The sequence below is a fragment of the Ruegeria sp. B1 genome, from assembly GCF_056535885.1.
In genome coordinates, this window is the sequence record NZ_JBQFJA010000002.1 from 243,528 (window position 1) to 256,477 (window position 12,950).

21 protein-coding genes and 1 pseudogene are annotated in these 12,950 nt (G+C 55.4%); 2 read left to right on the plus strand and 20 right to left on the minus strand.

The window, feature by feature from the left end; translation table 11 throughout:
* Window positions 1-325: 325 nt before the first annotated feature.
* The 5 genes from ACR3ES_RS23760 to ACR3ES_RS23780 all read right to left on the minus strand — a co-directional run bounded on the left by ACR3ES_RS23760 (window position 326) and on the right by ACR3ES_RS23780 (window position 2,975).
* Window positions 326-742, minus strand: a complete 417-nt coding sequence (locus ACR3ES_RS23760; RefSeq protein ID WP_480425784.1) for a hypothetical protein — start codon at window positions 740-742, stop codon at window positions 326-328.
* Window positions 735-977 carry a type II toxin-antitoxin system Phd/YefM family antitoxin gene (locus tag ACR3ES_RS23765; protein WP_480425785.1) on the minus strand — a complete coding sequence of 81 codons (243 nt, stop codon included), beginning with the start codon at window positions 975-977 and terminating at the stop codon, window positions 735-737. Before ACR3ES_RS23765 ends, ACR3ES_RS23760 begins: the two co-directional genes overlap by 8 nt.
* A 134-nt stretch (window positions 978-1,111) precedes the next feature.
* On the minus strand, window positions 1,112-1,609 hold the full coding sequence (locus ACR3ES_RS23770) for a hypothetical protein (RefSeq protein ID WP_480425932.1): 498 nt from the start codon (window positions 1,607-1,609) through the stop codon (window positions 1,112-1,114).
* A 26-nt stretch (window positions 1,610-1,635) separates the two neighbouring features.
* A complete protein-coding gene (locus ACR3ES_RS23775) occupies window positions 1,636-2,628 on the minus strand; it encodes a hypothetical protein (protein ID WP_480425787.1) in 993 nt (330 codons plus the stop codon).
* On the minus strand, window positions 2,625-2,975 hold the full coding sequence (locus ACR3ES_RS23780; RefSeq protein WP_480425789.1) for a TSCPD domain-containing protein: 351 nt from the start codon (window positions 2,973-2,975) through the stop codon (window positions 2,625-2,627). The genes ACR3ES_RS23775 and ACR3ES_RS23780 overlap by 4 nt, the downstream gene beginning before the upstream one ends.
* 494 nt (window positions 2,976-3,469) lie before the next feature.
* On the opposite strand from ACR3ES_RS23780, the pseudogene ACR3ES_RS23785 reads away from it, so the two are divergent.
* Both ACR3ES_RS23785 and ACR3ES_RS23790 read left to right on the plus strand, forming a co-directional pair.
* Window positions 3,470-4,479: pseudogene (locus ACR3ES_RS23785) on the plus strand (IS30 family transposase).
* Window positions 4,480-4,597: 118 nt separating this feature from the next.
* Window positions 4,598-5,968 (plus strand): ISNCY family transposase, encoded by a 1,371-nt coding sequence (locus ACR3ES_RS23790; RefSeq protein WP_480425790.1) that lies wholly within the window; start codon window positions 4,598-4,600, stop codon window positions 5,966-5,968.
* Between the two features lie 33 nt (window positions 5,969-6,001).
* Here ACR3ES_RS23790 and ACR3ES_RS23795 read toward each other — a convergent pair whose 3' ends face one another.
* The 15 genes from ACR3ES_RS23795 to ACR3ES_RS23865 form a co-directional block, all read right to left on the minus strand.
* Window positions 6,002-6,391: a hypothetical protein gene (locus tag ACR3ES_RS23795; protein ID WP_480425791.1), complete on the minus strand. Its 390-nt coding sequence runs from the start codon at window positions 6,389-6,391 to the stop codon at window positions 6,002-6,004.
* Between the two features lie 212 nt (window positions 6,392-6,603).
* The gene (locus tag ACR3ES_RS23800; RefSeq protein WP_480425621.1) at window positions 6,604-7,152 is read right to left on the minus strand and encodes a hypothetical protein; all 549 of its coding nucleotides are present in this window, start codon (window positions 7,150-7,152) and stop codon (window positions 6,604-6,606) included.
* On the minus strand, window positions 7,149-7,589 hold the full coding sequence (locus tag ACR3ES_RS23805) for a hypothetical protein (RefSeq protein ID WP_480425792.1): 441 nt from the start codon (window positions 7,587-7,589) through the stop codon (window positions 7,149-7,151). Before ACR3ES_RS23805 ends, ACR3ES_RS23800 begins: the two co-directional genes overlap by 4 nt.
* A gap of 8 nt (window positions 7,590-7,597) precedes the next feature.
* Window positions 7,598-7,915: a hypothetical protein gene (locus ACR3ES_RS23810; protein WP_480425615.1), complete on the minus strand. Its 318-nt coding sequence runs from the start codon at window positions 7,913-7,915 to the stop codon at window positions 7,598-7,600.
* Entirely contained in the window at window positions 7,908-8,195 is a 288-nt protein-coding gene (locus ACR3ES_RS23815) for a hypothetical protein (RefSeq protein ID WP_480425616.1), read from the minus strand. The genes ACR3ES_RS23810 and ACR3ES_RS23815 overlap by 8 nt, the downstream gene beginning before the upstream one ends.
* Window positions 8,196-8,254: 59 nt before the next feature.
* Window positions 8,255-8,581, minus strand: a complete 327-nt coding sequence (locus tag ACR3ES_RS23820) for a hypothetical protein (protein ID WP_480425795.1) — start codon at window positions 8,579-8,581, stop codon at window positions 8,255-8,257.
* A gap of 163 nt (window positions 8,582-8,744) precedes the next feature.
* Entirely contained in the window at window positions 8,745-9,071 is a 327-nt protein-coding gene (locus tag ACR3ES_RS23825) for a hypothetical protein (protein ID WP_480426258.1), read from the minus strand.
* 212 nt (window positions 9,072-9,283) lie between these two features.
* Window positions 9,284-9,832 carry a hypothetical protein gene (locus tag ACR3ES_RS23830; protein WP_480425621.1) on the minus strand — a complete coding sequence of 183 codons (549 nt, stop codon included), beginning with the start codon at window positions 9,830-9,832 and terminating at the stop codon, window positions 9,284-9,286.
* Complete coding sequence (locus tag ACR3ES_RS23835; RefSeq protein WP_480425792.1) at window positions 9,829-10,269, minus strand: hypothetical protein; 441 nt, start codon at window positions 10,267-10,269, stop codon at window positions 9,829-9,831. The genes ACR3ES_RS23830 and ACR3ES_RS23835 overlap by 4 nt, the downstream gene beginning before the upstream one ends.
* Before the next feature lie 8 nt (window positions 10,270-10,277).
* The gene (locus ACR3ES_RS23840; RefSeq protein ID WP_480425615.1) at window positions 10,278-10,595 is read right to left on the minus strand and encodes a hypothetical protein; all 318 of its coding nucleotides are present in this window, start codon (window positions 10,593-10,595) and stop codon (window positions 10,278-10,280) included.
* Window positions 10,588-10,875, minus strand: coding sequence for a hypothetical protein (locus ACR3ES_RS23845; protein WP_480425616.1), 288 nt, complete (start codon window positions 10,873-10,875; stop codon window positions 10,588-10,590). Before ACR3ES_RS23845 ends, ACR3ES_RS23840 begins: the two co-directional genes overlap by 8 nt.
* 59 nt (window positions 10,876-10,934) lie before the next feature.
* On the minus strand, window positions 10,935-11,261 hold the full coding sequence (locus tag ACR3ES_RS23850) for a hypothetical protein (protein WP_480425795.1): 327 nt from the start codon (window positions 11,259-11,261) through the stop codon (window positions 10,935-10,937).
* Between the two features lie 163 nt (window positions 11,262-11,424).
* Window positions 11,425-11,751, minus strand: a complete 327-nt coding sequence (locus ACR3ES_RS23855) for a hypothetical protein (protein ID WP_480426258.1) — start codon at window positions 11,749-11,751, stop codon at window positions 11,425-11,427.
* Between the two features lie 212 nt (window positions 11,752-11,963).
* Window positions 11,964-12,512 (minus strand): hypothetical protein, encoded by a 549-nt coding sequence (locus ACR3ES_RS23860; protein ID WP_480425621.1) that lies wholly within the window; start codon window positions 12,510-12,512, stop codon window positions 11,964-11,966.
* Window positions 12,509-12,949: a hypothetical protein gene (locus tag ACR3ES_RS23865; protein WP_480425792.1), complete on the minus strand. Its 441-nt coding sequence runs from the start codon at window positions 12,947-12,949 to the stop codon at window positions 12,509-12,511. The genes ACR3ES_RS23860 and ACR3ES_RS23865 overlap by 4 nt, the downstream gene beginning before the upstream one ends.
* Window position 12,950 lies beyond the last annotated feature (1 nt).

The following is a 12,950-nucleotide window of genomic DNA, read 5'->3' on the forward strand; positions in this document are numbered from 1 at the left end:
CGCGAAAAGTCGCCGACAAGATGGCCAGTGGGTGGGAGATCACCGCCGCCGCGAACAAGCAGTCTGATGCAATCAGTTCGCGCTTGCGCGAATGGGGGGCCGCGCCCGGCGCAGGGGGGGCCTGACTATATTTTCAAGGCAGCGAAGCGACTATGAAAATAAGGAGGGGGCCAAGGCGCGGCCCCCCTTCTTTGCTCTCAACACATGCACCGGTTCATTTGATTGAGAAAGCAGTCCGATCCCACTGGACCGCTCAACTTCCCGTCGATCGCGCAACAACCCCGTCTTCGGTGTTCGCTGCGATATTGTCAGGCATCCGGCGTGACTACTCACGTCCAACGGTTTCGATGGCACCTGCGGTTAGCTGCTCTTTCAGTTTTTCAAGCAGTTGGTCCGTGAACGCTCGGCTAAAGCTGCCGCTCCCGGTCCTGTCGCTGATATAGTACGACTGTTCGTAGATCTCCCTGTTCCACTCTGACAGAATGATCCATTGGGAATACTCGCCACCGAGACCGGCCCGATGAACCTCTGTTCTCGGCACAGGCAGGGCCACAACATCACCGGCAGGTTCTTTAGTGGTGATGGGAAGAATGTAAACACGGTGATGGCCGGATCTTAGGGGGACAACCAAGGCAACGCAGCATGGCCGGTCTTTGCGCCCCTCGGTCTCGCCAAGGGCAGACTGCCATGCCCAGAGATAGGGATAGTGGAAGACATCACCTGTCTTGGGCCGGTCAGTCACGGTTCAATTCCTTGTCAATGCCTTCAAGCATTTCGCTTCGAACATCGTCTGGAACGGTCGAAAGCTCGAAAACCTCCCGCGCGCCTTGTCCCTTTCTAAGTGCCTCATAATGCTCTGCACTCATCAACACGTATTTGGTCCGTCTGTACTTGGTGATAGCAACCGGCGCGCGCAAAGCGGTTTCAAGAATTTCGCCGGACTTTCGGGTAATGTCCGCTGATGGGTACTGTTTCATGTCATGACCTCCAATACTCAAAACTTACAAAACATTTGAGATAATTGGAAGTCTTTTGGATGCTATTAATCGTTGTTTTCCGGTTCTTTCAGCCAGCTATCACCCTTCGAAATGACATCGGCGTCACACTGAACTTATCTCGTGGAGCTGCAGTAGCTATCCTGATAGCGCGTGAGCAATACGAGCAGACGGTAAGGTTGCGCGCCGTCGACCAGTTCTCTCAAGGTGAAATAGTGCCAAGAGGTGGGCTTGTGCGGCGCGTCAGGATAGTGAAATCCTTTCGGCGTTGGCGTGTAAGGCGACGTGAACTCGAAGAATATCTCGCCAAATCTTCCTCCTTCGCCCAGATCGACAACACCCCATTTCGTGCTGTTTGGATCCTCGGAATCTGGCAAGACCGTTCGAGCCAGGTCGAACGTCAAACCGCGGACCCTTTGGCCATCAGGTCCATCTTCTTCAATCAAGGCTGTAAGATCACAACCGGCGACCTCAATGTAGCTTCTTGAGCGTCGCTCGGGAAGCGCGTCATGATTGCCGCCTTGAACCACCAGCGTCTCAGATTCTTGCTCAATTTCCTGAGCAAGAGAGAGACGTGCATCTTCAGCTATCCAGTCAGCTTCGGTCATTGTCATCAGAGACGCCGCCGCCAAAAGCCCTTTCATTGACCGCCTCGCTCGGTGTTGATTACTCCAAAATCATCTCCCCACGGCGACATGTAGGTCAGCTGATCGTCGGTCCACTTGCGGACCTCAGCCAAATGGCTGACCTCAGTTTCACTACTCTCGGAGCAGCGCACCACGGAGCCAAACAGGTCAATACGGATCATCGTTCCATCGGCCATCATGACCCGGACGTCACGCTCATGAACAAGGATCGTTTTCCAACCGATCGCATTTTCCCGAAGAAGGCCGATGAAGTCAGGACGCAAAGCGATATGCACATCCTCGGCGTCCGCGCCCTTGGTGCACTTGAGACGAATAAACGCTTCTTTTTCGTCCGGGTTCTCGTCGATCTGAACACCAGCACGCTCTGGTTTCCAGTGAAACGGCTGGTTCCGGACATTGCCGAACTTGTCCTTGTTGAAGGCCATATAGAATTCGGCGGCCTCCCAGACCCGGCGGGCCATTCGCGGCGGCTGTATTTCGGAACCCTCTTCGAAACTTCCGAAAAGATCTTGCTGTGACGGGCGACTGGCACACTCGCCACCGCCTGGTGGCATGACCGCATCGACATACTGCGTTTGTTTGATCACGCGCCCGGAACGCTCGACCGTCGTCACATCGTCACCGCTGTCGCAGCAAAAACTGCCATCCTCGGAAATAGTGACAAAAACACCGTTGTTGGTTGTGACCCGAACGCAGCGCTCCTCGACGATGACGTTCTGCCATCCAATCGAGTCTTCGCGCAGCAAACCTATGAAGTTGGGACGCAGCGCGATGTGTACATCTTCGGTGTCTACTTGCTTCGTGCTTCTGACCCGAACGAAAGTTTCTTTCTCATCGGGCTTGGGGCTCAGCTGCACGTCATTGGTTTCAGGTCGCCAGTAGAATGGGGTTGCGCGCGTTTTGCCCATCTGGTCGCACTTGAATGCGACATAGAAATTGGCGGCTGTCCAAACCCGCCGGTTTTCGGGTGCCTGCGTATGGGTCATTGTGTGGCCAGTTCCTCAGCGATCCTTCCAATCAAGCTCGCGTAGGCATAGGACCCGTCGGGCTGTTCAACCCGAGACAGGGATTTGGAAATCTCGCCGGGCCGCAGCCCATACTGCAGCAGCAGCGAGAACAGAATGCAAGAGTCCTGCACCTGAAACTCAAGTTGCGAGCCGGACTTGAAACCACCGGAATAGAACACTTCGCGCGGGCGATCCTGTTCTTCAGGATCGTACCCCACGGACAGATGAACCGTGTGACCCTCCGGTGTTGTGAACTGCCGGTTTTCGGCCAGACGGCGGGTCGGCAACTGGTGACGTGGCGCTGGAAATTTGTGGAACTTGGACATTGTGATTAACCCTTGTTCATTGGACTTCAGCATAGCAAAAACTGCCACACGAAGCAAACGAATAACGTTATAAAACAATAATTTACGTCACTTTTTCGCATGAAATCGCAAAGGATTTTAGATCACCTCTTACGACCCGCTCCAACCCCAAAAGCTTCAGCTTTTCTCAGCAGATTCACAGGCGCGACAAGGGTTCGCCGAAGGCAGGAACATCTCAACTTGCGGGCAGGCAGGGCCTGCCATCGACTGTGATGGGCACAACCCATCAGGGGACCCCGCTCAAGCGGGGATTGCGCGCCCTGGCGCGTAAAGCTGCGCCTCACGCAGCTGGCCGCTTGCGGCCAATCTTTGCCAACTGTTGGATGGCTTCTAGGTCAGTAGTGCTGACACATTTAACATAAATTTCATTACGCCGCTTACTGACTTGTAGCGGTGGATTCACAAACGAAGTGCAAATTCTGTACTAAAACAGAGAGTTGCATGGAGTATGAAGAATGGGAAGCCGCTACTGTCACCTGAAACTGGGCGAACGACGTAAGCTCGCAAAGTGGCTGGAAGCAAAAATGCCGGTCGCTGAGATAGCCGATCGGTTGGGTCGTAACCCCTCTACGATCTACCGAGACATCAAACGGAACCGATACACAGATACTGAGATCCCAGAACTCAACGGATATCACGCGGTTGTCGCTCAGGACAAATACGAGGCGCGCCGCGCGATCCATCGCAAGATGATCGTGCATCCAGACCTCAAGGAAGCCATCGAAGATCGACTCAAGGCTGGATGGTCGCCCGAACAGATCGCAGGCCGGATGCGGCTTGAACGCCATCCGATCCGTGTGAGTCACGAGACGATCTATCGGTTCGCCTATTCCAAGGATGGCCGCGAGGAACAGTTTTACCGCCATCTCCTGAGCATCGCAAACGCCGCCGGCCACGTGGCTATCGCAGGTACAACCGGACCCACATCTTTGACACGCAGAGCCTGTCTCACAGGCCCGAGCGCATCGCGGACCGCACTGAGTTCGGCCACTGGGAATGTGATCTGATGATGTTTCGCAAGGAGTATGGGAAAGTCAATGTGACGTCTCTGGTCGAACGCGTCAGTCGCTATGCTGTCGTGATGCGCAATGAGGATCGCCAGTCCAAGCCGATCATGGAAGCGCTGATCCAGGGGCTGGCTCCCCTGCCCGCCGATGCACGTCAGTCGATCACCTTCGACCGTGGCACCGAGTTCTCGGCCTGGAGGCACCTCAGGGCCGGGATCGGCGCGGATGCCTGGTTCTGCGATCCACAAGCGCCGTATCAGAAAGGAACGGTCGAGAACACGAACAACAGGCTGCGGAAGTATCTGCCTCGCTCAACCGAACCGACGGCGCTGACAAATCGATATTTGAGGTCGATTTGTCAGCGCCTCAATTCGACCCCCCGCAAGTGCCTCGGCTACCAAACGCCTGCAGAAGTCTTCGAAGCCAAGCTGATGGAGATCCAGAACCGTTTGGAATAAAAGGACATATCAAGAACTGCACTTCAACATGAGTTCACAAGCCGCAAAGCTAAAATGTCACCCATGAGCAATTCAGGAATGTCACTCTGCCCTCAAAAATCATTGAGGGCGAGCGGACATGGGATGGGTGGTGATGAGTGAGCGCGAGTTGAACCGCGTGGAGGTTCTTGGACAGGTCGATGATGGTCGGCTGAGCGTTGATAATGCCGCGAACATGCTGGACCTGACACGGCGACAGGTTTTCCGGCTATTGAAGCGGTATCGTCAGGATGGTGCATCGGCGATCCGACATAAGGCGCGTGGCAAGCCACCCAACAATCGCATCCATCATGCCAAGCGTGACTATGCGTTGACCCTGATCAAGGATCAGTATTCGGATTTCGGCCCGACCTTGGTGGCAGAGATGCTGGCGGAACATCATGGCTTTAAAGTCTCCCGCGAGACGGTCCGCAAATGGATGCAGGAAGACGGCATCTGGCTCTCGCGCAAGCAGCGCCGGACATTCCACCAACCGCGCTTGCGTCGAGAATGCTTCGGCGAGTTGATTCAGATTGACGGCTCAGATCACCGATGGTTCGAGGATCGGGGTGATCCTTGCACGCTGCTCGTCTTCATCGACGACGCGACCAGCACACTGATGGAACTGCGGTTCGTCGCATCCGAGAGCACCTTCACTTATTTTGAAGCACTGGAAAGCTATCTGCTCAAACACGGTCGCCCGGTAGCTTTCTACAGCGACAAGCACACCGTTTTCCGTGTGCCAAAGCCCAATGAACACATGACGGGCATGACGCAATTCGGTCGCGCTCTGCCTGAACTGAACATCGAGATCATCTGCGCCAATTCTTCCCAAGCCAAAGGTCGTGTCGAGCGTGCAAACCGGACATTGCAAGATCGGCTGGTCAAGGAACTGCGCATCGCAGGCATCTCCAATATGGACGACGGCAACGCGTTCCTTGCGGGCTTCGTGGAACGCTACAATGCCAAGTTTGCAAAGGCTCCAGCCAAACCGGACAATCTGCACCGCGCTTTGAACATTGAGCCGAACCGCCTTGCGGAGGTCTTCTGCCTGCGCGACAAACGCTACGTTACCAAAGACTTGACACTGAAGTACGACCGCAAGCGCATCCGGCTAGAGGTCAACGACCTGACGCGCGGTCTCGTTGGCAAGTACGTGGATGTCTACGAGATGCCAGACGGGCGCATTCAGGTGCGTGCCAAAGGCGTTGCCCTGCCCTGCAGCATCTTCGACCCGCACCAACAGCGCGTGACACATGCCGCAATCACTGAGAACAAGCACCTGAGTGCCGTCCTAGCTCACATCAAAAAAGAACAAGATAAGGCCGCGCCACCGCCAAAGGTCAAACCCGTTAGTGCAAAGAATGGATACAAGAAGACTGGACGCCGCCCGCCAGGACGTCCCTCAAAGATGGAAGCCTATTATGAGAGGCGGCGCGCAGAACGAGCTGCCGAGGCTCAACAAAACTGAAGTATTCAATCCGCAAGGCTTGGCCATACCGTGTCATTCAGAACGACCAGTGTTTCGCCTCGAACTTAGCAGGATGAAGCCAACCAGCAGTACAGTCACAGCAATCGAGATCGGACCGGTGATGTTAAAAAATACCCAATCAAAGGGTTGACCAATAGGTGCGGGGCAATCGCGTGCTGAGATAACCCAGTTCACAGCCGCGGGAAGATCCGGAAAGTCGACCCAGCCACGCGGATCGTCACATAGTAACTTGCCGCGATAAATTGCCTGCGCGTGATACAGACAAACCGACAAACCAAACAAAACAACAAGTCCCGCGTTCGTGAAACGGTCGAGCATTTTCAGCAAAAACCATATCAAAAGCAGCTTCAGGACCGTTGTTACCGAATAGGTAAGAAGCAGAGTAGCGGAAAGATCATTCACACGGTGCACTCAAACCAATCATTGGTCACTTGTCGAGGCATAGCCGAAAGACCAAAGCCTTCCGCTGACCCCCGCAAGGCTTTTCAGCCCTGCGATATCTGAGGTCGCCGGGCTGCTAAGCCTTGCTTCCGTCGCGCTCTGTGGTGACACTTCTGCTTTGCAAACCCGGTGACATTTCTACTTGGTTGCAACACTGACTCCGCCAAAATCCTTCACTCCGGCTGCCAGTCATCGTCGAGCGAGGATTGCACTCCGCTATCTGTGATCGAAGCATAGTGCGTGGCGGTTTCGGTACCCATTTCTGTACCGTCCCCAGACATGTAGGCCTGCGCGAACTCGGTACGCTTGAATACGGATCCATCAAGTTCGATTGTGGTGCGATCCTCTGCCGTCGCGCGTGTCACAGAGCCATCATACCAAACCTTGATCCGCGTCCCGTCTGCGATCTGTACCACAACGGCCATCGGCTCGATCTGCACACCCAGCCAACCGTCATCGGTGTCCCGCCGCGCGATGATCTTGTCAGACCGGAACTTGACCTGAACATCGCCCGACAAACTGTTGCCGCTTGATTTCAGAACAACAAAAGCCTCTTGCTCGGCCGGGTTTGGGTGGATCGTAACATTTGCGTTCTTCGGCGGCCAAACCTTGGCGGAGTCGCGTTTCTTGCCCTTCTGGTCGCGGTGAAACCCAACATAGAGCTGGGCCGATTTCCAGATGCGCGTGGCCTTCCTTGAAAGTGCCGTGGATTTTGCAGTCATGTCATCGGACCTTTTAGAACGGATATTTCGGATTGGTGCTTACGGTGGCCATGCGGATCTGACGGAACGAGATCAAAGGGCAAGGTATCAAGGGTGAAGCGCCCAATGGAATACCTATGAAGAAAACCCAGCAGGTAGACCGGATCGGCGGGGTATGGCGCACAGTTCCATGCATGGCGCAGTGCGGCTGCTTCATTAGAAGAATACGCGGCTATGAGACACCTTGCCTCACGCCATTTATCGGCACGTTGTTTCCGGCTGCGTTTCTCTTGCCGTTCCCAATCCACTGCGCGTTTGAACATAACCTCATCTTCACTGGGTTGCTGCTCTGCGATCTGATTGGCCAGCAATGGAAAAGCCTCGCGTTCCTTCTGCTGTTTGCGGCGCAAGGCGGCACGCTTGCGGGGTGTGTCTTCGAAGGCAAAACGGGGCCACATCTTGAACCTCATGGCTCGATCCCTCCCTGCCAGCGGGTGCGACTATTGCGGAGATGCTGAAGACAGGCCACTCGCCCGACTTCTGCATGCATCCCGTTGTCGAGCGCGAACCGATGGCGAGCCTCCCAGTCCCGAACCCAGTCTGCGGCCAAACGGTCGTCAACCCGACCACTCTGAAAAGGATTGTCCTCGAGCAGGAAGCCCTTGCAATGTGCAGCACCGCCATCGGTGGGAGCGCGCAGGGTGTCGTTTTCGTACGCGACCGGATCCACGCCACACCCCATGGGATCGGCGCGGCTGCGGTCGCCTGGCGCTAAGTCAGTCATGATCGCCTCCGTTCGTAGCGGTTTGCGAAAGCTTGAGCTGGCGGGCTTCTTCGATCACGGCGTCGTACATATCGACATGGCCACAAGGGTTCTCCCATGTCTGGATTTCGTACCACTCACCATCCTCGCAGTAGCGTCGAAACACCGGTTTCCCTCTAGGCTTGCCACAGAAGGGACAGGTATTGGTGATCTCAACGGTTTTGATAATCTGCGTGATACTTTGATAGCCGTTGCCCCAAAGGCGGCGCTGCAGGGCGCGATCCAATATGGTGACTTGCATAAGTGCCTCCACTTCAATCGTATGGAATGGTGGTAAGACTGCGGTGAGTGCCGGGGCGGTCAGGGCGCTTCCTTTAACGCGTCGGCATGTGCATCAAGACGCCCGATGAGCGAAGCCATCAGTTCTCTCAGCGATGCCTGATCGGCGAGGACAAGTGCAGCGCGTTGACCAGCTGTCAGGGCAGCGACCTCGGGCGGCTGCGGTTCTGTCATCTGATCCGCGCCTGTCAGAACGCCCATCTTGGCCAGTTCGTCGGTAAGGGGGCGCAACATGTCTGCCATTGCATCAGTATCGGCGCTGTTAGAGGCGGCGGATTTCGCGATGCGCCGCAGCCTGACCACCATCTTTTCAACGCTGCCTTTGTTGGTGTCGTTTTGGAATGCCATTGGTTGTCTCCTGTCGTACCCTGTTGGTTCACGGGGCTTCCGCTCCGGTCGGGTTTCAGTATTCGATGGGTTCAAAAACAGTGAGAATGCGCTCAGTGACAGAGGGGTCGTAGGGACATTCAGATCCGCGATCGAGATAGAGGTCGTAGAACCAGCAGTACAGTCACAGCAATCGAGATCGGACCGGTGATGTTAAAAATACCCAATCAAAGGGTTGACCAATAGGTGCGGGGCAATCGCGTGCTGAGATAACCCAGTTCACAGCCGCGGGAAGATCCGGAAAGTCGACCCAGCCACGCGGATCGTCACATAGTAACTTGCCGCGATAAATTGCCTGCGCGTGATACAGACAAACCGACAAACCAAACAAAACAACAAGTCCCGCGTTCGTGAAACGGTCGAGCATTTTCAGCAAAAACCATATCAAAAGCAGCTTCAGGACCGTTGTTACCGAATAGGTAAGAAGCAGAGTAGCGGAAAGATCATTCACACGGTGCACTCAAACCAATCATTGGTCACTTGTCGAGGCATAGCCGAAAGACCAAAGCCTTCCGCTGACCCCCGCAAGGCTTTTCAGCCCTGCGATATCTGAGGTCGCCGGGCTGCTAAGCCTTGCTTCCGTCGCGCTCTGTGGTGACACTTCTGCTTTGCAAACCCGGTGACATTTCTACTTGGTTGCAACACTGACTCCGCCAAAATCCTTCACTCCGGCTGCCAGTCATCGTCGAGCGAGGATTGCACTCCGCTATCTGTGATCGAAGCATAGTGCGTGGCGGTTTCGGTACCCATTTCTGTACCGTCCCCAGACATGTAGGCCTGCGCGAACTCGGTACGCTTGAATACGGATCCATCAAGTTCGATTGTGGTGCGATCCTCTGCCGTCGCGCGTGTCACAGAGCCATCATACCAAACCTTGATCCGCGTCCCGTCTGCGATCTGTACCACAACGGCCATCGGCTCGATCTGCACACCCAGCCAACCGTCATCGGTGTCCCGCCGCGCGATGATCTTGTCAGACCGGAACTTGACCTGAACATCGCCCGACAAACTGTTGCCGCTTGATTTCAGAACAACAAAAGCCTCTTGCTCGGCCGGGTTTGGGTGGATCGTAACATTTGCGTTCTTCGGCGGCCAAACCTTGGCGGAGTCGCGTTTCTTGCCCTTCTGGTCGCGGTGAAACCCAACATAGAGCTGGGCCGATTTCCAGATGCGCGTGGCCTTCCTTGAAAGTGCCGTGGATTTTGCAGTCATGTCATCGGACCTTTTAGAACGGATATTTCGGATTGGTGCTTACGGTGGCCATGCGGATCTGACGGAACGAGATCAAAGGGCAAGGTATCAAGGGTGAAGCGCCCAATGGAATACCTATGAAGAAAACCCAGCAGGTAGACCGGATCGGCGGGGTATGGCGCACAGTTCCATGCATGGCGCAGTGCGGCTGCTTCATTAGAAGAATACGCGGCTATGAGACACCTTGCCTCACGCCATTTATCGGCACGTTGTTTCCGGCTGCGTTTCTCTTGCCGTTCCCAATCCACTGCGCGTTTGAACATAACCTCATCTTCACTGGGTTGCTGCTCTGCGATCTGATTGGCCAGCAATGGAAAAGCCTCGCGTTCCTTCTGCTGTTTGCGGCGCAAGGCGGCACGCTTGCGGGGTGTGTCTTCGAAGGCAAAACGGGGCCACATCTTGAACCTCATGGCTCGATCCCTCCCTGCCAGCGGGTGCGACTATTGCGGAGATGCTGAAGACAGGCCACTCGCCCGACTTCTGCATGCATCCCGTTGTCGAGCGCGAACCGATGGCGAGCCTCCCAGTCCCGAACCCAGTCTGCGGCCAAACGGTCGTCAACCCGACCACTCTGAAAAGGATTGTCCTCGAGCAGGAAGCCCTTGCAATGTGCAGCACCGCCATCGGTGGGAGCGCGCAGGGTGTCGTTTTCGTACGCGACCGGATCCACGCCACACCCCATGGGATCGGCGCGGCTGCGGTCGCCTGGCGCTAAGTCAGTCATGATCGCCTCCGTTCGTAGCGGTTTGCGAAAGCTTGAGCTGGCGGGCTTCTTCGATCACGGCGTCGTACATATCGACATGGCCACAAGGGTTCTCCCATGTCTGGATTTCGTACCACTCACCATCCTCGCAGTAGCGTCGAAACACCGGTTTCCCTCTAGGCTTGCCACAGAAGGGACAGGTATTGGTGATCTCAACGGTTTTGATAATCTGCGTGATACTTTGATAGCCGTTGCCCCAAAGGCGGCGCTGCAGGGCGCGATCCAATATGGTGACTTGCATAAGTGCCTCCACTTCAATCGTATGGAATGGTGGTAAGACTGCGGTGAGTGCCGGGGCGGTCAGGGCGCTTCCTTTAACGCGTCGGCATGTGCATCAAGACGCCCGATGAGCGAAGCCATCAGTTCTCTCAGCGATGCCTGATCGGCGAGGACAAGTGCAGCGCGTTGACCAGCTGTCAGGGCAGCGACCTCGGGCGGCTGCGGTTCTGTCATCTGATCCGCGCCTGTCAGAACGCCCATCTTGGCCAGTTCGTCGGTAAGGGGGCGCAACATGTCTGCCATTGCATCAGTATCGGCGCTGTTAGAGGCGGCGGATTTCGCGATGCGCCGCAGCCTGACCACCATCTTTTCAACGCTGCCTTTGTTGGTGTCGTTTTGGAATGCCATTGGTTGTCTCCTGTCGTACCCTGTTGGTTCACGGGGCTTCCGCTCCGGTCGGGTTTCAGTATTCGATGGGTTCAAAAACAGTGAGAATGCGCTCAGTGACAGAGGGGTCGTAGGGACATTCAGATCCGCGATCGAGATAGAGGTCGTAGAACCAGCAGTACAGTCACAGCAATCGAGATCGGACCGGTGATGTTAAAAATACCCAATCAAAGGGTTGACCAATAGGTGCGGGGCAATCGCGTGCTGAGATAACCCAGTTCACAGCCGCGGGAAGATCCGGAAAGTCGACCCAGCCACGCGGATCGTCACATAGTAACTTGCCGCGATAAATTGCCTGCGCGTGATACAGACAAACCGACAAACCAAACAAAACAACAAGTCCCGCGTTCGTGAAACGGTCGAGCATTTTCAGCAAAAACCATATCAAAAGCAGCTTCAGGACCGTTGTTACCGAATAGGTAAGAAGCAGAGTAGCGGAAAGATCATTCACACGGTGCACTCAAACCAATCATTGGTCACTTGTCGAGGCATAGCCGAAAGACCAAAGCCTTCCGCTGACCCCCGCAAGGCTTTTCAGCCCTGCGATATCTGAGGTCGCCGGGCTGCTAAGCCTTGCTTCCGTCGCGCTCTGTGGTGACACTTCTGCTTTGCAAACCCGGTGACATTTCTACTTGGTTGCAACACTGACTCCGCCAAAATCCTTCACTCCGGCTGCCAGTCATCGTCGAGCGAGGATTGCACTCCGCTATCTGTGATCGAAGCATAGTGCGTGGCGGTTTCGGTACCCATTTCTGTACCGTCCCCAGACATGTAGGCCTGCGCGAACTCGGTACGCTTGAATACGGATCCATCAAGTTCGATTGTGGTGCGATCCTCTGCCGTCGCGCGTGTCACAGAGCCATCATACCAAACCTTGATCCGCGTCCCGTCTGCGATCTGTACCACAACGGCCATCGGCTCGATCTGCACACCCAGCCAACCGTCATCGGTGTCCCGCCGCGCGATGATCTTGTCAGACCGGAACTTGACCTGAACATCGCCCGACAAACTGTTGCCGCTTGATTTCAGAACAACAAAAGCCTCTTGCTCGGCCGGGTTTGGGTGGATCGTAACATTTGCGTTCTTCGGCGGCCAAACCTTGGCGGAGTCGCGTTTCTTGCCCTTCTGGTCGCGGTGAAACCCAACATAGAGCTGGGCCGATTTCCAGATGCGCGTGGCCTTCCTTGAAAGTGCCGTGGATTTTGCAGTCATGTCATCGGACCTTTTAGAACGGATATTTCGGATTGGTGCTTACGGTGGCCATGCGGATCTGACGGAACGAGATCAAAGGGCAAGGTATCAAGGGTGAAGCGCCCAATGGAATACCTATGAAGAAAACCCAGCAGGTAGACCGGATCGGCGGGGTATGGCGCACAGTTCCATGCATGGCGCAGTGCGGCTGCTTCATTAGAAGAATACGCGGCTATGAGACACCTTGCCTCACGCCATTTATCGGCACGTTGTTTCCGGCTGCGTTTCTCTTGCCGTTCCCAATCCACTGCGCGTTTGAACATAACCTCATCTTCACTGGGTTGCTGCTCTGCGATCTGATTGGCCAGCAATGGAAAAGCCTCGCGTTCCTTCTGCTGTTTGCGGCGCAAGGCGGCACGCTTGCGGGGTGTGTCTTCGAAGGCAAAACGGGGCCACATC